Genomic DNA, 21,148 nt, shown 5'->3' with positions numbered 1-21,148 from the left:
AATTAAAAAATACATTATTAAAATGTATATTTACATAAGGTATATAAATTTTATCACATAAGATTTTTTTTAATTGTAGGAAATAAACTTTTTTAGTGTATAAGAAAGAGGTTAAAAAAGTAATAAAAAACGCACTAATTCCAAGACAGAATTAGTACATAAATACAACTTATTTACCTACGCTATAGATTTGAATAAAAACTAGTATAGTGCGAACTAATTTTTGTTAATGTGCGATTTTTATTTCTTTTATTTCGTATAAAAATATTTTTTTCTTTATAAATTCAAAAACTAATTTCTAAAATTATGAAAAATATATAGGCCGGGAGTATTACTGGAAAAATCTTACTGTACTCATTTTTGTCTTGATATTGCAAGACCAAATTATAAATTCCAAGGTTAGCGAAAGTACCATATGAGATGGAATTTCTTACTGCATCTTCACCTTGAAAAATAAAGACTGATAACAATTGCTTATTAACATAAGGCAAAACATAATAACGGTAAATTTTGAGTTTACTTCAACCTTTTACTTTGTATAATGCAATTACATTACTTGGCAAGGTATTAATTGATTCGGAAATTTGCTTAGTCATTTTTCTAAATGCAGAAACAACTAAAGCAACTGTTATCGCAGCCACTGAATCCATAAGTGGATTAAATACTAAAAATCAAAAATAAGTAGGTACTACTTTTATAAAAGTTAAAACTATTTTACTTGCAATCACTGAGTAGTTTTTATTAATTTTCTCTGCAAGTATATATGCATACATAACACCGAGTATATAAGCAAGTACTATGGAAACATATGCTTGTTGTAAGATTATAAAATATTGTTTCATTACGCCTCAATTAAAGGATGAGAAGTCGAATTTAAATACGTTTGTAAAATATTGTTTCAGGGTAATGCTATATATTTTAGAATCTGCAAGTGAAATAAGCCCTCATATCATGACAGCAAAATAGCCTATTAACATTAAGCATAAGACATATTTTTTTCAATTATATTTTCAACACTTTGTTGTTTGTTTAGTAGGCTGAAATTGTGGTTTTTGGACAAGTAAAATTTTGTTTAATAAGTATAAGATTGCCTCTATAACAAGAATAAACATCGCAATAAAGAGCAATGTTATTCCAAAGCTATCTTGATAATGTTTAGGATCAGCAAAAACTATCCCAAGACCATTAATTCCAACTAAACCTAAAATAGTTAATCAACGAATATTAGACTCATATGATAAGAAAAAATTGAGGAAAAACTTAATTTTTACCTGTTGATAAATATTCTTATAAAATGACTGTAGTTTGTTTATTCCTAAGGCTAAGTCACGAAAGTATTGCTTAGTCGAGCAGCTTTCAATTAAATCCGCGATATATCGATTCATTCAGAGCCACGTAAATCAAAAATAAATAATAAAAGAAGCTAATTCTGCACTAAAGGCGTTTTTAAATAATAAAATAAAAACAATCACTGGAAAAGCTCTAAGTAACATCAAGATAATTTTGACTAAAAACGAAAAATATTTGCGTTTATGAATATTGGCAGCACTGCAATATCCAGTTACCATTGCAAGTAAAAAGCCAAAGAAAGTTCCAATAGTCACACTTTTTAAAGTAATTAAAAAGTAATTTCAATTGATAAGTCAAATATTGGATGAAAGCTCTTTGTTATGACTTGCAAAACTAAAAATGGATTTAAAGTTATCTCAAGCATTTTGCCAGCTTGGATTTTGAACTGTATAGAAAAAATTTAAATTATATAAAGCATAGAGGAAAAAAGCTATTAGAAACAAGATAAGTGCATATTTAAGAGCTGTTTTTTTATGTAACTTACTAATAAAAGTTGTTTTATTCATCAAAATATAATGTTAAAAGCTCTTTTTTGTAGTCTTGTTTCTGTATGATATTAACTATTTTGCCACCTTTTATAGCTACTAAACGATCACAATATTGCATAGCTAAATCAATATCATGAATTGCGGTAATTATTAATTTTTGTTCTTTTAATTCTTCTAGGTAGGCAAATATTTTGTGAGAATTATTCATATCTAAATTACTTGTAACTTCATCGCAAAGTAAAATTTCAGAACGATTAAAAACACCAGCAATAAAGTTAAAGCGTTGCTTTTGGCCACTAGATAGCATATTTAGCGGAGTTAAGGCATAATCTTGTAATTCAAATTTAGTAAATAAATCTCATAATTGATTCAATTGTGCAACTGTCAAATGATGAAATAAGGCATTTAAACAGTTGGTGTAGTTATTAAAATTAAACAAAATATTTTTATAGGCATCGTAATTTGCTAAAGATAAGGTTTCAGCATCGATAAATGAAATAATGGACTTATATTGTTTAAGTCTTTTTTTTGATAATTTGTTTACAACTTGGCCATTATAGATAATTTCACCTTTTAAGACTATATCTAGGTCAAATATAGATTTTAATATTGTGCTTTTTCCTTGACCACTGCGTCCAATAAGGCCCACTATTTCACCGGTATGAAAATTCAGACTTAAATTAGATAAAACTTCCTTATTTTCATAGCTGAGCGCTACATCTTTAAATTCAAGCATTATTCTCCTATTACTTTGTCAATTTTGTTTTTAAAGTTTTGTAATGTGTCATCACTGTAAGATACAAATCCAATATTTCTTCCATAAATTGGATTTGCACCAGAAGCTAAATCATTTAGCGCTTCTGTAACTAATTTAAGTTGTTTATCACCCACTTTTTTTGCAGCAATACCAACGTTATATGGCAATGGATCTGTTACTGATAAGAATGTAATTTTTTCATTTGGGCGGATGCTTTGATCTACAGCATATGCATATTGTTTAGATTCTTTAAAGTGTGTAAATGCATACCCACCTTCATTATCAAAGAAGATATGTAGGTTTTTATTTTTTGCATCACTTGCTTCTGTCAATTTAGCTCTAACCAATTTATTTTGATATTCATTTTTAGTCTGTAAATCAGCGAAAGAAATAAATTGTTTTTTGTCAGCTGAATTGAATTGTTTTTTCATTAAAGCTTCAGGTAAAATATATTTACTTCCTGAACTAGGTTTTCCCATTCCGATTCCATATGAAATGAATTCTGCTAGGTTTTTGCTTGCTCATGCTTGCTTAATTTTTGTAGTTAAGTCATCATCAGCAACGATTGCAATCAATCCTCTTTGATAGCTAACTATATTATCAGAAGCTATAGAAGAATAGTCTTGATAAAACTTGGTATATGCACTTCCATTTCAGCCATTTCCATCATTTGTATCATTTCATTTTTTAGATCATGGTATTAAATCAAATTTTGCTTGTTCATTTTGAGCAATTTTTTCGAGCTCACTAGCTGAGGTTGTAAATGAAGCGTCTTTGATATCACCAGCAAATTTTGATGTTCAGGTTTGAATAATATTAGGGTTAAAATTAGTTAAATAGTTCTTTTCTGAAAGAATACTTCCAGAAGATATAAATCCTAAGTCAGTTTCACCCTTAGTAATATTTTGGGCAACTGTTTGATATTTATCATCATCAACCATTTTTACTTTTACTGTAAAACCAGCATTTTTGGCTGATAAATATTGATTCATTCTTGTTTCAATGTTATTTTTTAAGTTAGAAATTTCATCAGTCTTGCCAGCTAACTCCCATGGAGTAATTAAGTCAAGTTTCAGTTCTTTAACTTCTTGGTTTTGACTATTGCATTGTGATGCAATAATTGGGAGACAAGTTGTGCTTAAAGCAGCTCCCATAAGTAATGTTTTAAATTTGTTCATAAAAAAATCCTTCCTTGGACAGGGAGGAACGTAAAAAGAGAAGACTCGCTACGCTAGTATTAACTAGATCAGCTCATAAGAGTGTTTCTCAACCTGTTTTTTCAACAAGTACCTCTGTCCTTGGAAGAATTATATAATAAAATTAAAATAATTTGCTTTCAACTTCAGGAGAAATTATTTCACCTTCAGTTTCATGATTTTCAACGTGATTGCTTAATTTAATTTCTTTAGTAAATTGTTTATCATCTTTATCATAAGGCTCTGGTATCAGTTTAACATTTACATCAGTTAAAATGAATTCATCATTAACAAAAGCTGATTGGAACTGTTCACTAATTTTAGTATCAGAAAGCTTGCCATCACTAAATAAACGTTCAGATTCACTGGTTTGATTATTCTTATTAATCATGTTTCATTTTTGGTATTCGCTTAGTGTACAGTAAACAAAGTGTGAAGGACGAGAATCTAAAGTATATAGTCCTTGTTTGATGAATAATTGTACATAGTCACGATTTAATTGTTGATTTAATGAAGAAATCTTATGATTAATGAGCAATTTAATATCCGGATTAACTGGATGAGAGAAAATTTCTTTAACTTTAGCTCCCTCAAGTAATTGCATATCATTAAAGAAGTAAACGTAGTCCATTGTTTCTTTTATGAATTTTAGGTTTGATGTAATAAAGACTGTAGCAATATTGTTAGCTTCCACTATTTTAAATAATACCCGTAAGAATTCACTACGCGCTTCTTCAGCAATATTTTCCATGTTATCTTGTAGTAATAAAACTTCAATCTTGCTAAGCCCAAACTTTGTAAGCTTAATTTTAGCTTTATCAATAATATCTAGATCCTTAAAAGGCCTTACATAGTTAGGAATTGAAACTGAAGCAGTTTCATATGATTCAATAAACCGAATCATAGCAGCTGATTCCTTTAAAAATTTCTTACTTGCCTTTTGCTTATTAGATGAGTAATTAATTAAATCCATTAGCAAGTTGAAAATTCAATTTTTAGTTAGGAATTTTTTGAAATCAACTAATGTTTTAATTGCATTTTCATTATGTAAAAGCGTCATTTTAACTAAGAGAGAATTTATAATAGAAATTACAGTTCTTTCAGTACGTCTAACATTTAATTTAAGTCGATTAAGTTTGAATTCTTTTGATTTCAATAAGGAATTAAATAGTTTTTCTTCAGAATACTTAGATCAATCTAATTCTGCTTGAGCATACTTAATTTTTTCTTCTAACTCATGTACTGAGACTACATTTTTATAGTTAGATAAATGGTTAAAGCGTAAATTTTTAACTTGACGAATGGCATTTTGGTTATTAGCAATACGTTCAGTTAGCTGGTCATACATGTTTTTTGACATTGCAATATAAGGCTTAATGTTAAATGAGAATTCTTGGTTTATAAACTCTTTAATTTTAGATACTGTAGCATTCTTATACTTATCTTTAGTTTCAGTAAAGTTATTAGTAATAAAGATACTAATTTCAGAGTCAATCATTAATTTTAAGTCTTCTAATTGTTGCTCATTAAGATATTGGATCCGTCTAAAGTTCTTAATTCAAATGTTTAGTTCTTTTTTCTTAATTAAAATATCCTTTAATAAGTCAAAATACTCATCATTAATTGAGGGAAGCAACTTTTTCTTTTGCTCAAGTAAACTAATTTCCTTATGTATTAGTGATATTTGGTAATACATGGTTTTTTTAGCATACTTAGCAATAGAATTTTTTAAGTCTTTGTAATAGTTAATTTCGCTGGTTAAATCACGTATTTTTAAGTCATTTTCAACTTTAAGCAATGAAACATTATTAATTTGATTCATATATGAGAGCTTAATTTTACTTTGCTCGATTAAATTCTTTTGCTCATTGATATTGCTGGTTTGAATACCACTTTCCAGTCTACGATATTCATTTTTAAGTTCTTTAAAGACATCAAAATATTCCTTAATTGTATTAACAACATAAGAATTAATTACAAAATTTAAATTTTCAATATGCCCACTTAATGCATCTTGATCATTATTGTTGTTTGCAAACAATAAGCTTTGTTCTAGGCCACGAATGGTTTTAATAAATTCATTATTAGTGTCCATAATATTTGAAGAGTGATTCTTCAAAATATTAAAGATCAAATTCTTCATTGTGTAGTCTAAATTAGAATAAATATTATTTAAGTTAGCAAGATTGATTACACTTTTAATTGAGTTTTGACAATCAACTCATAATTCAAATAAAGGTATATTTAAGTCATCTTGGTCAACAATCTCATTAATATTAAAGTAAGAGACTTTAGATAAAATATCCTTTTTCTTAGTTGAAAAGTTTTGATAATTATTGAAGTCATAGTATTCTTTGACATTTGGATTATAGTATGTCATAACTGTGTTTTTATCTTTTAATATAAACTTACCCAAATTATGAAATGTAATGTTTTCATTATCACTAGGAATATAGAAAGCTGTTTTGTTATTTTGATAAATAGATAAAAAGGGGATAGAAATATTAGAACTTGGCCAAATACCTGTTCTATTTTTACTATACCCTTTAGGAATAAAGATATTTTCAATTGTTAGTATTTTTTTATTTTTTGCCATATACCCTTCTTAATATGCTAAGTGTTCATTTTTGTTAATTAACTTAGAAACCACTTGATAAGCATAATAAATAACAAAAACATTAAACCAAATCTTAATCGGGCTCGTTAAAATATGTTGTGTAATTCATACAAAAATATCAGCTGTTTCACTGTTTCCGAGTGAATATAAATCAGCAAATGAAAGAATCGGAATATTAACAAGTTCTAAGAAAGCACAGAAAACAATTATAGGAACAAAAACTAGGTATTTATCAGTGCGCATTGCAAAACGACCAACTAGAATGAAAATAACTAGTAGTGTCATACCTGAAGTCATTAATGCAAGTAGAATTCATCTATTTTTAATAAATCCATTTTGGATAATTTCATCGCTAACAAAGAATCCAATATATCAAGCAATAATTGAAATTGCAAGCACTAAAAATAAAGCACCTGAAATGCAATAAACATTTTTTAAAGCTATATTTGAGGAGTCTTGATTAATAAATTGTCTCTTATTATTTAGTTTCACAATCTTATTTGCAATTTCAATTGCTTTCTTTCTATTTCCAGCAGCAGATTCAAACTTATATTTATAGGCAAGTAAATTAATCTTAATAGAAAGACGATTTAAACGATATTCTTTTGAGAATGCAAAACGTAAAAATCCCATGTAGTATAAACCAAATATCCCTGAAATTAAGCCATTAACAGCTGTTGCAGCAGTATAAATTGGGTTATATCCAGCAGGTGGAACAAATAATAATGAGATTAAATCAGCAACAATTCCAACAAAAACCCCAATAACTGGACCAAAAATAAAACCAGAAATTTTTACCGGTAAGCCAATAAAAGAGAATTTATAAGATGGAATGTTAACAATAGGAATAATTTGAGCTGAAACTACAGTGAAGGCAACAGAAATAGCAATTAAAATAGCAACAAAAACCATTTTGCGAATGGTTCATTTAGGAAAAAGGCCTAAATCCGAAAGTTTAACTTTAAATTTATTGACTGAATTAATTGCTGGTTTCTTCATATTTAAATTTTATATTATTACGCTGTAAACATAACAAAAATTATTAAAACTTCTAGCACTTATTCTAGTAAATGATCGCTTCTTTTTGCTTAGAAAAATGGGAGCAAAAGAAAAAAGTGAGCTTACTCACTTAATTATTTGTTTTTAGGTTTTTGTTGAGATATCGCTCTTTTTAGTTCAAAGTCTGAACGATATAAATAATCATCAATTGCTTCAGCTAAGCCATCTTGTTCAACAGCGCTTGTATAGAATTTTGCTGCTGCTTTAGTTGCTTCATCAGCATTATCCATTGCATATGAATATCCTGCTGTTAAAAACATAGGAATATCATTAGCACTATCTCCAATTGCCATAACATCTGCTAAATCAGCATGGAAGACATTTTCACAAAGTCATTTCATTCCAGATGCCTTTGAAATCCCAATATTAGTAATTTCGATGTATTTATTAGAAACATTAATAATGTCTAGTTCTACACCACTGGCTAAACAAGCTTGATAGAAGGCTAAAATAGCTTCAGGTGTACCGTATGCTTCAATTTTATGTAAGTCTTGATTAATTCTACCATCAGTAATCCAATCATTATATTCATTAAAAGTGGTTAGAAATTCTCTAGTTACATCATTGCTATTGTACATGTAGTATTGATCACTGCCCATGTAGTATAATGTTACGCCATGTTGTAATGCTAATGGTCAGATAACTTCAGCTTTCTTTGTGTCGATATATTCAACGTGTAAAGCTTTCTTTTCTAAATTGTCATATATCATTGCTCCATTAGAACAACATAAATATCTGGCATTTAGTGTATCAGCTAGACGTTGAATCTTTTCTAATGGTGGATTTCCGGTATTGATTACAAATGGGATATTTTTGTCAGCTAATTCTCTTACTTTAGCTTTATTAACTTCTGATAATTGTTTGTGTGGAAATGGGTAAATTGTACCATCCACATCACTAAAAATTGCTCATGTTTTATTCATGTGTATATTATAGACCATTACTGTATAAAAACAATTTTTTAATGCATTTTTTAGGTCTAATTAGTTGTTTTTTAGCTTACTTTCATATCTAAAATGTTTGAGAAAAATTAGAATGTTATACAATTTTTATATGCAAGAAATTATCAAAAATTTAACCAAAAAATTAGAGAAAGATAAGCGTAGATTAAGACGCTATAAAATGCTAGATGACTTATTTTCAGTCTTAATTGCATTTTTAAATATTGCTGCAATTGTACTAGCTTCTTTAGCATTATCAATTTTGTCAAAAGAAACTCCAAACAAACAATCACAAGATGATTATAAATCTTATGTCAATGTAGTTGTATTAGCAAGTTTTATTATTATTTCATTCTTTTTAAACTTGTTTATAGCAATTTATAGATACAATACCCACAGTGATTTGTATAAAAAGATCTATACCACAATTTCATACTTACAAGTGAAATATAATGCTAATGAAATATCTACCGAAACTATGGATAATATCATTGATGCTTTATGAAAACAAGCTTCTACTCGGAAAAAGATTATCATCGCTGAAGTACTAAAATCTGAATTAACTAATGGAGGTAAATAATGAAAAGTAAAAATAGTTTAACTAGTTACCAAGCTTATTTACTCCTAGTTAAGAAAGTTAAAATTAAGGTGGGTATTTATGGGTTTATGTATTACTTATTAAACTCTTTAATTATTATATTTACCTTGCTTAATGGATTGATTGCAATTTTATATTTAGCTGGAGCTAGCAAGAACTTCGCTACAGTTGATGGGATTACTTATCCGGATAATAACCCTTATTATACCGATATGTTGAATGGGAATTCTAACTCTAACTATGTTATCATGACCACTATAATAAATGCTTCAATTACTTTTTTAACCGGTTTATTAACATTCTTCGTTATTAACAAGAAATACACATTTTATATAAGTAAATATAAGATTTTACAATTTGAAGCTGTAATCTTTAAACAAAGAATCTTTGTTTATAAGAATCTTGATAAAATTAAAGCTGAATTTTTATTTTATAAACGTTGCTTAGCAATTATGGAAGTAGATCGTTTTAAATCAAGTGACTTTACAGGAGGATATTTACATGGATAAGCATTTAATCGACATCGATAAAGTTAATTTACATGCCAAAAAACATGATTTTAAACTCAGTGAAGAAAAACTAAAAGCATTAGTAACTGAACACAAAAATAATACCAGCTTACATAATAAAGTTCATAAGCTTAAGAGAAAATCATTTAATAAATATATTATTTCTAGAAGTTTCTTTGTTTTTCTTAATGTATTAGCTATTTTTATTGCTGCAAGTATTGTGATCTTGAACTTATATTCAATTAGATTTAATAAATATCCCGATGCAACTATGGTTTATTTCGTGCTAATTGCTGTACTTTCAGTAATTACTACTTTAGTTGTTAGCTTGCAAAGTTTCTTTGGTATTACAGATAAGAAGACGACATTAAAAGATACCATTTCTAACCTTGATGAAGTAATTAATACTATTTCAAATAAAGAAGATCTCTCATCTGAAGAATATGACAAGATTATTAAATTATTAGATTAACTCACATATGTGAGTTTTTTCTTTTACTTGCAATAAAAAACTAGGATTTCTAAACTAGGACACATAAAGTTGACAAGAAATTGTCAGCTTTTTATATAAACAAAGGAGAATATATGGGTAGACACATAAAACCATTAGAATGACTAGAACTAATAAATATGTACAACAACAATGTGAAATATAATGAACTTTATGAAAAGTATTTATCTATGATCGATGAGGAACATACTGAAGGAAGAAAATATAGTTTCTTTAAAACTTTAAGGTATAGAACAAAACTATATAATTTAGGCATGACATATTCTTTAACTTCAAAAAAGGATCCAGCATTAAAGAAAAAGCGTGGAAGACCTAAAAACCAAAAAATAAAAAATGAAAAAGGTGAAATAAATTGAGATGCAATACCTATCGAAGACTTAAAAGAAATTGCTAAAAGATATTACGAAATAACCAATAAACTAGACAAAAAATCGCTTATATCAGAAGCAGAAAAATTAAATATCCATAATAATATAAAATTTGCATTATTTAACATTAGTAGACAAACTCTAGCAAAACGTAGAAATGCAGCGACTAAAACTGCAAACATTGATAAAAGCATATGTAATATTTACAAAGAAGAAATTGCACAACTTAGATCTAAATACAAAAATTTTGGTAGAGAAAAACTTGCTCAATATCTTAAAAAGGACTATGGTATAGAAGTAAATAGTAGAACATTAGGAAGATATTTATCCAAAAATAATATGAATTCTCACATTAGAAAGCCTAAAAAAGCAAAAGAAATTAAAGACACTCGTTTTGCAGGTAAAGATTTAATGAAAAGAGATTACAATGACATTTCAGGTCAAAATATTAAATCTACTGATGTTACATATATCCCTGCTACTAAAGATGCACCCCAAAATCATATTTATCTATCAGTTGTTATGGATAATAAAACAAAATTAATTATAGGATATAAATTTTCTTATTACAATAACATGGATCTAGTGATGGATACTATGCTAAGTTTACCTTTAAATGAGCCTACTTTTATAATGCATTCTGACAATGGATTTCAATATACCCACGAAATGTACAGGAATTTAATTGAAAGTAAAAATGGTAAATGTTCATATTCAAGAACAGGTAATTCATTAGATAATAGAGAAATAGAATATTGATTTTCAATTTATAAAACAGAATTTTTGCCGTACATAGATTGTAAATTGCTTACATTAGAAGAGTTAGATACTCTCACGGGTGAATTTATTAATTTTTACAATAACGAAAGAATACAGTCAAATTTAGAATGAAAAACACCAGCGCAATATGCACTGATGTACAAAAATAATTTTTTGTAAACTTTTAATGTCCTAGTTTACAATAGAAATTATTATTTTTCTATTTTAATTTTAACACTTGGTCCCATTGAAGCTGAAACTGTTAAGTTTAAGATGTAAGCACCTTTAACTGCAGCAGGTTTTAACTTCTTGATTAATGAAATAAGTGTTTGTGCATTATCTACTAAAGCTTCTGTAGACATGCTTGCTTTACCAATAAGAGAGTGTACGATTCCAGCTTTATCTGTACGGTAGTTTGCTTTTCCTTTTTTAAGTTCTTCAACAGCTTTTTCTGGAGTTGGAGTAACTGTACCTGTTTTAGGGTTTGGCATTAGACCTTTAGGCCCAAGTTTTTTCCCGTATTTTCCAAGTAAAGGCATCATTGCTGGGTCAGCAACCATAACATCAAAATCAAAGTTATCTTCTTTAATTCTTTGTTCTAAAGCTTGAGCATCAACAACAATGTCTGCTCCAGCTTCTGCAGCTAATTTTTGTTTTTCAACATTGTTTGTAGCTACTAATACACGAACTGATTTACCTGTTCCGTGAGGAAGTAAAACAGCACCACGTAATTGTTGATCAGCTTTTCTAACATCTAGGTTTAAGTTGAAAGCAAGGTCGATTGAAGCATCAAATTTAGCGTATGAAGTTTTTTTAGCAAGTTCAATAGCTTGTGCTAAATCATAAGCAACTGTTCTGTCAAATGATTCACGAGCTGCTCTTAAATTTTTAGAAACTCTTTTAGCCATAATTATTCTTCTCCTTCGTTTGCTTTTTCATCTGTAATAACATTAACTTCAATAGCTTGACCTTTTGTGTTAACAAGGTCTTCTAAATCGTTATTTAAAGCTTCTTCTTTAGCAGCTGCTAATTTTGCAGCTTTTGCAGCAGCCTTAGCTTCTGCTTTAGCTTTAAAGATGTCATCATATCCTTCAACTAAAACACCCATTTGTCTTGCTGTTCCGGCTACAGTAGCCATAGCTGAGTAAATGTCATCTGTGTTAAGATCTGGCATTTTGTATTCAGCGATTTCTTTAAGTTGATCTTTTGTAATAGTTGCAACAATTGTTGTTTTAGCATTTGCTGCTCCTGTTTGAATTTTAGCAGCTTGTTTGATTTTGAATGATGCTGGAGCTGTGAATAATTTGAATTCAAATGATTTGTCTTTGTACACTGTAATTTGAACTGGAACTGGTTCTCCAGCTCTGTCTCTTGTAGCATCGTTAAATGCTTTTGTAAATTCAGGCATGTTTACACCTACACCAGCTAATGCTGGTCCAGGTTTAGCTTGACCTGCAGGGAATTGCAATTTAGCAATACGTTGTATTTCTTTTTTTGCCATTATGTATCCTTTCGATATTGTGGTCTAGCGATATATTTGATATCTCCCACTAGTAGAGGCAATATAAATATTGCTTATTTATTATATAAAAAAAGTTGTTTTTTCCTAATTTAATACTAAATTTAATTAGTCTAAAAATAAGGGATAAACAACATAAAATAAGAATTATCGATATATAAATGAGATAATTTGCTTTTTTAGTATATAAAGAAACCCTCGCCATTATAGCAAGGGCTATAGCAGAAAATTACAACTAAATAACTTACTTAAACCTTTCAATTAATTAATTTAATCTCAAAAGCGCCAACTTTACCTTGTACTTCTTTTTTTCTTGCAAAATCTTGTAATTCTTTAATAGATAAGTCATCATACTTTATGTTATTATTTTTATATTTAGAGTAGCTTATATTAATATCATCTTGCATGCGTTGTTCTTTGGCTTTTTTTGCAGTAACTACTCCTACTTCATAACCTTTATTAACAATGCCTTCAGCAAAGTGTGCATTATTAATTTTTCTATATAAAGAACTTAATTTTGTGCATTTATTTCCGTTTTTAACTTCAAAAATACCTTGTGCATTGTAAATGGATTGCAAATAATTTATGGTATTGTTTTTTAAGCACTTTCATAAATATTTTTCAGCTTGCCTGTTACCATTATTCAATATAATTTTAGTTATTTCTTTTTCAAATTTTGGTTTGCTGCCATCTAATAATTTTCAAAAATTATAGAGGATTAATTCCTTTAACTCTTCAATGGTTTCAATAATGTATCACTTTATATTTTTGATATTACTTGCAATAATAGATATATTAACATCGCTTGATAAACTGAACATGTTCATTATATAAGCTGCTGATTTAGATTTTAGGTTAGAAATTGATTCATCTTCTGAAATATTCTTAGGTAATGACTGTCCTTCGTCATGGATCAGTCAATTTATAAAAATAGCTATACTATTATTTGAACCAATAAGAGAAAAGAATTTTTCGCTGTTATTCTTATTCTTATAAAAGTGTCTTGCCTCGTTACCTTGCATAGTTTTGCATTAAGTTTATTCGTTGTAGCTTTTCTTGCTACATAATTATTATTGCACATTTCAAGCATTTTTTCAACTCAAATCAAAAATTTTTTTGCCAATTATAATAAGAGAATTATCCACCTAGCAAAATTTATGTTTATCCCTATTTTTTAGGCACAAAAAGCACTTTTCAATATGCCAATATAGCATATGGAATAATTTTCACTTTTGGGGTAATTTTAAAAATTTTTTTTATTTTTTAAAACTAAATTAACTAGTTGCTCATTTTTTAATATTTTTAATCCATCTCTTTTTATTATTTTTTTATATCAATATATTTGTTTTTTTAAAAAAAAGTAAATAAAAAAACGCCTTTAGCGTTATTTATATGTTCTTTGGAAACTGAATAGTAATTAAATAATTCATTAAAATGTCTGAATACATTAACTTTTAAACCTATCAATTTATTAGTAATGGTCAGCTGAATGTATTACTACACTTACACTTCCATCCTATCAACCTCGTAGTCTACAAGGAATTTCAAGGGAATACTTATCTCTGAGGAGGCTTCCCACTTAGATGCTTTCAGCGGTTATCCCTTCCGTACTTAGCTACCCAGCTATGCTCCTGGCGGAACAACTGGAACACCAGCGGTACGTCCACTCCGGTCCTCTCGTACTAAGAGCAGCTCTCATCAATATTCCAACGCCCACATCAGATAGGGACCGAACTGTCTCACGACGTTCTGAACCCAGCTCGCGTACCGCTTTAATTGGCGAACAGCCAAACCCTTGGAACCGACTCCAGCTCCAGGATGCGATGAGCCGACATCGAGGTGCCAAACCTTGCCGTCGATGTGATCTCTTGGGCAAGATAAGCCTGTTATCCCCAGGGTAACTTTTATCCGTTGAGCGACTGCCGTTCCATGACGTACAGCCGGATCACTAAGTCCTGCTTTCGCACCTGCTCGACTTGTAAGTCTCGCAGTCAAGCACACTTCTACCTTTGCGCTCTGCATACGGTTTCTGACCGTATTGAGTGTACCTTTGAACGCCTCCGTTACCTTTTAGGAGGCGACCGCCCCAGTCAAACTACCCACCACGCACTGTCTCCCCACCGGATAACGGTGGCAGGTTAGAAACTCAACATACCAAGGGTGGTATTTCAAGGTCGACTAATCTAGAACTGGCGTCCTAGCCTCAAAGTCTCCCACCTATCCTACACATGTTAGGCCAAGTTTCAATACGAAGTTGTAGTAAAGCTCCATGGGGTCTTTTCGTCTTGATGCGGGTACCCAGCGTTTTCACTGGGACCATAATTTCACCGAGTCCAATGTTGAGACAGTTGAGAGATCATTGCGCCTTTCGTGCAGGTCAGTATTTAGCCGACAAGGAATTTCGCTACCTTAGGACCGTTATAGTTACGGCCGCCGTTCACCCGGGCTTCACTTCAATGCTTCGCGTAAGCTAACAAATCCGCTTAACCTTCGGGCACTGGGCAGGCTTCACCCCTATACTTCATCTTACGATTTAGCAGAGAGCTGTGTTTTTGATAAACAGTTGCCCCTCACAATTTACTGTGGCCAACCGAAGTTGGCACCCTTCTCGCGAACTTACGGGGTTAATTTGCAGAGTTCCTTAACATTGGTTTTCTCGCTCGCCTTAGAATACTCATCTTGGGAACGTGTGTCCGTTCTCGGTACAGGCACCTTTTGTTTTATAACAGCTGAAGCTTTTCTTGGAAGTATGAAATCACACAATTTGCCACAAGTGGCTCTACATAATGACTCCCGGTTGTAGAATACGCATTTAACTATATTCACCAGTAATCACTTATCCCTAAATCCGATAATAGGTAGTGCTATCCTTCTTCGTCACTCCATCACTTACGCAGGTGGTACAGGAATATTAACCTGTTGTCCATCGGATACGCTTTTCAGCCTCTCCTTAGGTCCTGACTAACCCTGGGTGGACGAACCTTCCCCAGGAAACCTTTCCCAATAGGCGTTGAGGATTCTCACCTCAAATCGTTACTCATACCGGCATTCTCACTTCTTAACGCTCCACCAGTCCTCACGGTCTGACTTCGCCGCATTAAGAACGCTCCTCTAACGTACTAAATGTACCCGTGGCTTCGGTATCGTGTTTTACTCCCGTTACATTATTGGCGCAAGATCTCTTGACTAGTGAGCTATTACGCACTCTTTAAAGGATGGCTGCTTCTAAGCCAACCTCCTAGTTGTTTATGAAATCTCACAACCTTTCTGACTTAACACGATTTTGGGACCTTAGCCGACGATCTGGGTTGTTGCCCTCGCGAGCCGGGACGTTAGCACCCCGGTTCCGACTGCATGATAATACACAATGATATTCGGAGTTTGATTATAGTCAGTACCACTAGACGTGGCCATTCCATATTCAGTGCTCTACCATCAAAGTTTAACATCACACGCTAGCCCTAAAGCTATTTCGAGGAGAACCAGCTATCTCCAAGTTCGATTGGAATTTCTCCGCTATTCACAAGTCATCCGGGCACTTTTCAGCGTACTACGGTTCGGCCCTCCACTTGGGATTAACCAAGCTTCAGCCTGCTCATGAATAGATCACATGGTTTCGGGTATATGTCAACATACTAGTCGCCCTATTAAGACTCGATTTCTCTGCGGCTCCGCTTTTTTCTGCTTAACCTCGCATGTTAACATAACTCGCCGGTCCATACTGCAAGATGTACGCCATCACCCATTAACGGGCTCTGACTAATTGTAAGTAAGTGGTTTCAGATTCTATTTCACTCCCCTCCCGGGGTTCTTTTCACCTTTCCCTCACGGTACTAGTTCACTATCGGTGTCTGATTAGTATTTAGCCTTACCGGATGGTCCCGGCAGATTCAGACAGGGTTTCACGTGCCCCGCCCTACTCAGGATACTATCAAAAGTCCTTGCCATTTCGCATACGGGAGTATCACCCTCTATGCTTAGTTTTCCCAAACTATTCTGCTATAACAAAGATTTGTAACTTTATGTAGATAGTCCTACAACCCCAGTTTAAAAAACTGGTTTGGGCTCTTTCACGTTCGCTCGCCGCTACTGATGAAATCATTTTTATTTTCTTTTCCTGTTGCTACTAAGATGTTTCAGTTCACAACGTGTCTCGCAAATGGAACTATTTTATTCATTCCATAGCAACTAGACATTACTCTAGTTAGGTTTCCCCATTCGGAAATCCCCGTTTCGTTGCTTATATCCAGCTCCACGAGGCTTATCGCAGGTAATCACGTCCTTCATCGACTTTCAGACCCAAGGCATCCACCACAAACTCTTACTTATTTAAAAGTTGTAACAATATTTTCCTATTGTTGTTGATGTATTCAAAGACATTTTAACGAATTATTATTTCTAATAATTTCTCGGTATCACAAAACAAATTGACTAATTTATTTTTTGATGTCGTTGTTATATTAATATCTTTACTATTCAGTTTTCAAAGAACATTGAGAGAAAGTTCTCTCAAAACTAGATATATCCCATGACAAAATTATTTGTTTTATAAAAAGGTAATTAAGTAACAATAAATGTTATTTATGTGTACTCCGTAGAAAGGAGGTAATCCATCCCCACGTTCTCGTAGGGATACCTTGTTACGACTTCACCCCAGTCACCAGTCCTGCCTCAGGCAGTTGTCTCCGTAGTTGACTAAACCGACTTCGGGCATTACCAGCTCCCATGGTGTGACGGGCGGTGTGTACAAGACCCGAGAACGTATTCACCGTAGCGTAGCTGATCTACGATTACTAGCGATTCCGACTTCATGTAGTCGAGTTGCAGACTACAATCCGAGCTGAGAAAGGTTTTTGAGATTTGCTCCATGTCGCCATATTGCTTCTCTTTGTACCTTCCATTGTAGCACGTGTGTTGCCCCACTCGTAAGAGGCATGATGATTTGACGTCGTCCCCACCTTCCTCCCAGTTACCCGGGCAGTCTCCTTAGAACATTTAACCAGAATAAGGGTTGCGCTCGTTGCAGGACTTAACCGAACATCTCACGACACGAGCTGACGACAACCATGCACCATCTGTCATTCTGTTAACCTCCACTATATCTCTATAGCTTTGCAGAAGATGTCAAGAGTGGGTAAGGTTCTACGCGTATCTTCAAATTAAACCACATGCTCCACCGCTTGTGCGGATCCCCGTCAATTCCTTTAAGTTTCACTCTTGCGAGCATACTACTCAGGCGGATGATTTAATGCGTTAGCTGCGCCGATGGTTCCCATCAGCTAATCATCATCGTTTACGGCGTGGACTACCAGGGTATCTAATCCTGTTTGCTCCCCACGCTTTCGTCTCTCAGTGTCAATATGTGCCCAGTTAACTGCCTTCGCCAAGTTGATGTTCTTCCTTATATCTACGCATTTCACCGCTTCACAAGGAATTCCGTTAACCTCTACACAATTCTAGTTAGCCAGTATCCAACGCGATTTGGGGTTGAGCCCCAAGTTTTGACGCCAGACTTAACTAACAACCTACAGACGCTTTACGCCCAATAATTCCGGATAACGCTTGCAACCTATGTATTACCGCGGCTGCTGGCACATAGTTAGCCGTTGCTTTCTGATTTAGTACTGTCAAGATAATAGCATTTCCTCTACTATTTTTTCATCCTAAATAACAGCAGTTTACAACCCGAAGGCCTTCATCCTGCACGCTGTGTCGCTCCATCAGGCTTTCGCCCATTGTGGAAAATTCCCTACTGCTGCCTCCCGTAGGAGTCTGGGCCGTATCTCAGTCCCAGTGTGACGGATCAGTCTCTCAACCCCGTTAAACATCATAGCCTTGGTAAGCCATTACCTTACCAACTAGCTAATGTTCCGCACCCCGATCTTCTAGTGGAGCTTGAGGGCTCCTTTTATATAAGAAACATGCGTTTCTTATAAGTATCCGGTATTAGCGCTAATTTCTCAGCGTTATCCCAATCTAGAAGGTACGTTAAGTACGTGTTACTCACCCATTCGCCAGCTAAGTTCTGAAGAACTCCGCTCGACATGCATGTATTAGGCACACAGCCAGCGTTCATCCTGAGCCAGGATCAAACTCTCGAAAAAATTGACTGTCATGTACATTGTATATATCTAGTTTTCAAAGAACTTTTTTGTGTTTGTTATTCGTGATAACAAGCGATAATATTATAACACCAAAATATTTTTTAATCAACAAATTTTTAATTTATTTTTTTAAATATTTTTTCGCTTTTAAGGCTATGTGTGTTGGAAATATTGATTAAATAATACCACTATATTATTACATTCCTAATAAAAAAATAAAAAATAACCAAAATGGCTATTTATTATTATTTTGATGCTTCTTCAGCTTTAAATCCACTGATAGTAGACACTAATTCGTTTGATTTAGCATTAGTTTTTAAATCTTTTATTTCATATTTGATAGTTATAGTTGTTGCTAAATAAGATTGTGGTTCAACACTTTTAATAGTTATTTGGAATTCTTCTTTATTGTAACCCTTAATTTCGATATTTTCAACTTTAACATTTTTAGCATATGTTTCAGCTTTATTACCATTATATGTAAACTCTAATTTATTATATAAGGTAAGAAAAGACTTAACATCTGGTCCTTGAACTGTTTTTTCTGTAGTTCCGCAAGCAACTACAGAAAAAACTGGTAAAGCTAAAAAAGTAGTTCCAATAACTGAGCTTAATAATAATTTAATCTTTTTCATGTAAGAAATATTACATTATTTATTGCAAAAAATTGAATATTTGCTAAAAAAAATAAATGTGGAAATTCTTTTTTTCATATTTAAGCTTTTTTTAAGATTTATTTAAATCTTAGCCAATTACAATGTATAATAACATAACAAAACAACAGAAAGCTAGTGGCTTTTTTTATATCATAGGGAGGAACAAAATGAAAAAAAATACACACTTAATTATTTTAATCAATGGTAAAAGAAGAAGTGGAAAAGGGCTTTTAAGTACTGAACTATCAAAGAAATTAAAAGAACAATTCGATGATAACATCCACATTTTATCATTTGCTCAACCAATTAAGCAAATTACACAACCAATCTTAGATGAAATTAACTGAGATGGTATTGATAAAGAAATCGTAAGACCTTTATGAATTGCGATGGGTGAAGTAGGAAGAAAAATTGACTCAAACGTTTGATGTGCTAAAGTGTTTGATAAGATTAGAGAAACTATGGAAAAATCATCTAAAGAAAACTTAAACAGTTTATTTATTATTGATGACCTTAGATTCCCAAATGAATTAGATTATTTCAAAGGTAATAAAGCATCACTTGAAAAACACGTAAAAGAAGGAGATGAAGTTAAAGTTTTAGCTATCAGAATTGAAAAATTTATGGATGCAACTAAATTCGTACCTGGAGTTGATGATAACTCAACTGAAACAAGTTTTGATAAATTAGTAAATATTTGTTTTGACGAAATTGTTCCTCAAAATACACTAATTGACTTAGAATGATATCCTAAATTTGACAATGTTAAAGTTATTGCTGATGTCATCATTCGTAATCACATTAATAAATAGTCATAATGACTATTTTATTTTTGCCTTATGTTAAAATTAAAATATGCCTAGAAAATTTTTTAACAAAACTGATTACTATATAGATTATGAAAAACAAGTTTTAATCTTAAGTGACCAACTATATGATAAGCTCCATTCTGCCGGACAATTTGATAAATATAAGAAAATGGGAGGGAGCTCTATTTCAGACATTTTAATTAAAGATGCCTTTAAAAATGAATTCAGTGCCTTTTGCCACATTACCCGTTTAAAGCTACCAGTACTGACACAAAAATATGTACATGCTGGAGTTGTGCTAGAACCTCGTATTTTTGATTACTTGCGTAGTAAGATGCCAAATACTACAATTGAAAATTATGAAGCAGCAGCTTACAATTATGATTTCTTTGCCTCAGATCCAATTATTGGAGGGGTACCTGATGGATATTTACCAGCTAAAAATATGATTTTAGAAATTAAGACTGCTGGTGAAAAGAAAAAGGACCTTTGAGCTAAAGAAGGTGTCGATCCTTCTTATCGTAAGCAAGCTCAATTATATTCATACTTAAAAGGTGCAGATTCTTACTCAATTGTAGCCTTATTCCTACGTCCTGAAGATTATGAGCATCCTGAAAGTATTGATTTAAGTCAACGTAGTTTACAAACTTATGCTTTCAAACTAAATAAACAAGATGCCCTTGATGATATAGCTAAAATTAAGAATTGATATAACTATTATACTAATACCAAAATCTCTCCTCGTTTTGATCTATCAATTAATGCTGATCAAATCGAATATTTAGAATGTGAAAACTTTGCTCAGTGAGAAGCTTTACTTGAAAAATGAAAAGCTCAAGGTAAAGCTGACCCTGATATCAAAGCGTAAAAAAATCCAGTACTAACTAAGCTGTTAGGCTGGATTTTT

General features: G+C 31.9%; 16 protein-coding genes, 2 rRNA genes and 1 riboswitch. Of the genes, 6 read left to right on the top strand and 12 right to left on the bottom strand.

What is annotated here, in order from left to right; translation table 4 throughout:
- Positions 1–182: 182 nt before the first annotated feature.
- From ACM0IS_RS01205 to ACM0IS_RS01180, 6 genes are all read right to left on the bottom strand, one after another.
- On the bottom strand, positions 183–1,856 hold the full coding sequence (locus tag ACM0IS_RS01205) for an ABC transporter permease subunit (RefSeq protein WP_416756452.1): 1,674 nt from the start codon (positions 1,854–1,856) through the stop codon (positions 183–185).
- The gene (locus ACM0IS_RS01200; protein ID WP_416756451.1) at positions 1,849–2,574 is read right to left on the bottom strand and encodes an ATP-binding cassette domain-containing protein; all 726 of its coding nucleotides are present in this window, start codon (positions 2,572–2,574) and stop codon (positions 1,849–1,851) included. The genes ACM0IS_RS01205 and ACM0IS_RS01200 overlap by 8 nt, the downstream gene beginning before the upstream one ends.
- Positions 2,574–3,773, bottom strand: a complete 1,200-nt coding sequence (gene cypl / locus ACM0IS_RS01195; protein WP_416756449.1) for an ABC transporter thiamine pyrophosphate-binding lipoprotein p37/Cypl — start codon at positions 3,771–3,773, stop codon at positions 2,574–2,576. The genes ACM0IS_RS01200 and cypl overlap by 1 nt, the downstream gene beginning before the upstream one ends.
- Positions 3,774–3,801: 28 nt before the next feature.
- Positions 3,802–3,899, bottom strand: a riboswitch (TPP riboswitch).
- A 16-nt stretch (positions 3,900–3,915) separates the two neighbouring features.
- Positions 3,916–6,387: an MAG1360 family OppF-related protein gene (locus ACM0IS_RS01190; protein WP_416756448.1), complete on the bottom strand. Its 2,472-nt coding sequence runs from the start codon at positions 6,385–6,387 to the stop codon at positions 3,916–3,918.
- 9 nt (positions 6,388–6,396) lie between these two features.
- Positions 6,397–7,407, bottom strand: coding sequence for an ECF transporter S component (locus ACM0IS_RS01185; RefSeq protein WP_416756447.1), 1,011 nt, complete (start codon positions 7,405–7,407; stop codon positions 6,397–6,399).
- Between the two features lie 134 nt (positions 7,408–7,541).
- The gene (locus ACM0IS_RS01180; RefSeq protein WP_416756446.1) at positions 7,542–8,390 is read right to left on the bottom strand and encodes an HAD family hydrolase; all 849 of its coding nucleotides are present in this window, start codon (positions 8,388–8,390) and stop codon (positions 7,542–7,544) included.
- Positions 8,391–8,520: 130 nt separating this feature from the next.
- Here ACM0IS_RS01180 and ACM0IS_RS01175 point away from each other — a divergent pair, with 130 nt between their 5' ends.
- The 4 genes from ACM0IS_RS01175 (at position 8,521) to ACM0IS_RS01160 (ending at position 11,333) form a co-directional block, all read left to right on the top strand.
- Positions 8,521–8,988, top strand: coding sequence for a hypothetical protein (locus ACM0IS_RS01175; protein WP_416756444.1), 468 nt, complete (start codon positions 8,521–8,523; stop codon positions 8,986–8,988).
- The gene (locus ACM0IS_RS01170; protein ID WP_416756443.1) at positions 8,988–9,515 is read left to right on the top strand and encodes a hypothetical protein; all 528 of its coding nucleotides are present in this window, start codon (positions 8,988–8,990) and stop codon (positions 9,513–9,515) included. Before ACM0IS_RS01175 ends, ACM0IS_RS01170 begins: the two co-directional genes overlap by 1 nt.
- Positions 9,508–9,987, top strand: coding sequence for a hypothetical protein (locus ACM0IS_RS01165; RefSeq protein WP_416756442.1), 480 nt, complete (start codon positions 9,508–9,510; stop codon positions 9,985–9,987). The genes ACM0IS_RS01170 and ACM0IS_RS01165 overlap by 8 nt, the downstream gene beginning before the upstream one ends.
- Positions 9,988–10,100: 113 nt before the next feature.
- Positions 10,101–11,333, top strand: a complete 1,233-nt coding sequence (locus ACM0IS_RS01160; protein ID WP_416756441.1) for a transposase — start codon at positions 10,101–10,103, stop codon at positions 11,331–11,333.
- A 32-nt stretch (positions 11,334–11,365) separates the two neighbouring features.
- Here ACM0IS_RS01160 and rplA read toward each other — a convergent pair whose 3' ends face one another.
- The 6 genes from rplA to ACM0IS_RS01130 form a co-directional block, all read right to left on the bottom strand.
- Positions 11,366–12,061, bottom strand: a complete 696-nt coding sequence (gene rplA / locus ACM0IS_RS01155; RefSeq protein WP_416756440.1) for a 50S ribosomal protein L1 — start codon at positions 12,059–12,061, stop codon at positions 11,366–11,368.
- A 2-nt stretch (positions 12,062–12,063) separates the two neighbouring features.
- Positions 12,064–12,654 (bottom strand): 50S ribosomal protein L11, encoded by a 591-nt coding sequence (rplK, locus tag ACM0IS_RS01150; protein WP_416741864.1) that lies wholly within the window; start codon positions 12,652–12,654, stop codon positions 12,064–12,066.
- Between the two features lie 266 nt (positions 12,655–12,920).
- The gene (locus tag ACM0IS_RS01145) at positions 12,921–13,694 is read right to left on the bottom strand and encodes a hypothetical protein (RefSeq protein ID WP_416756438.1); all 774 of its coding nucleotides are present in this window, start codon (positions 13,692–13,694) and stop codon (positions 12,921–12,923) included.
- 428 nt (positions 13,695–14,122) lie between these two features.
- Positions 14,123–17,007, bottom strand: a 23S ribosomal RNA gene (locus tag ACM0IS_RS01140).
- Between the two features lie 263 nt (positions 17,008–17,270).
- Positions 17,271–18,776, bottom strand: a 16S ribosomal RNA gene (locus ACM0IS_RS01135).
- The 16S and 23S rRNA genes sit together here, the layout of an rRNA operon.
- Before the next feature lie 245 nt (positions 18,777–19,021).
- Positions 19,022–19,411, bottom strand: a complete 390-nt coding sequence (locus tag ACM0IS_RS01130) for a hypothetical protein (protein WP_416756437.1) — start codon at positions 19,409–19,411, stop codon at positions 19,022–19,024.
- A 188-nt stretch (positions 19,412–19,599) separates the two neighbouring features.
- Between ACM0IS_RS01130 and ACM0IS_RS01125 the strand changes: the two genes are divergently transcribed.
- The gene (locus ACM0IS_RS01125) at positions 19,600–20,244 is read left to right on the top strand and encodes a hypothetical protein (RefSeq protein WP_416756435.1); all 645 of its coding nucleotides are present in this window, start codon (positions 19,600–19,602) and stop codon (positions 20,242–20,244) included.
- 43 nt (positions 20,245–20,287) lie between these two features.
- On the top strand, positions 20,288–21,109 hold the full coding sequence (locus ACM0IS_RS01120; RefSeq protein WP_416756434.1) for an MAGa7180 family putative nuclease: 822 nt from the start codon (positions 20,288–20,290) through the stop codon (positions 21,107–21,109).
- The last annotated feature ends 39 nt before the right edge of the window (positions 21,110–21,148 follow it).

It is taken from the genome of Mycoplasma aquilae ATCC BAA-1896 (genome assembly GCF_048074525.1).
Classification (GTDB): Bacteria; Bacillota_I; Bacilli_A; order Mycoplasmatales; family Metamycoplasmataceae; genus Mycoplasmopsis; species Mycoplasmopsis aquilae.
The sequence above is the reverse complement of the archived record's forward strand: the minus strand, read 5'-3'. Positions and strand labels throughout refer to the sequence as shown.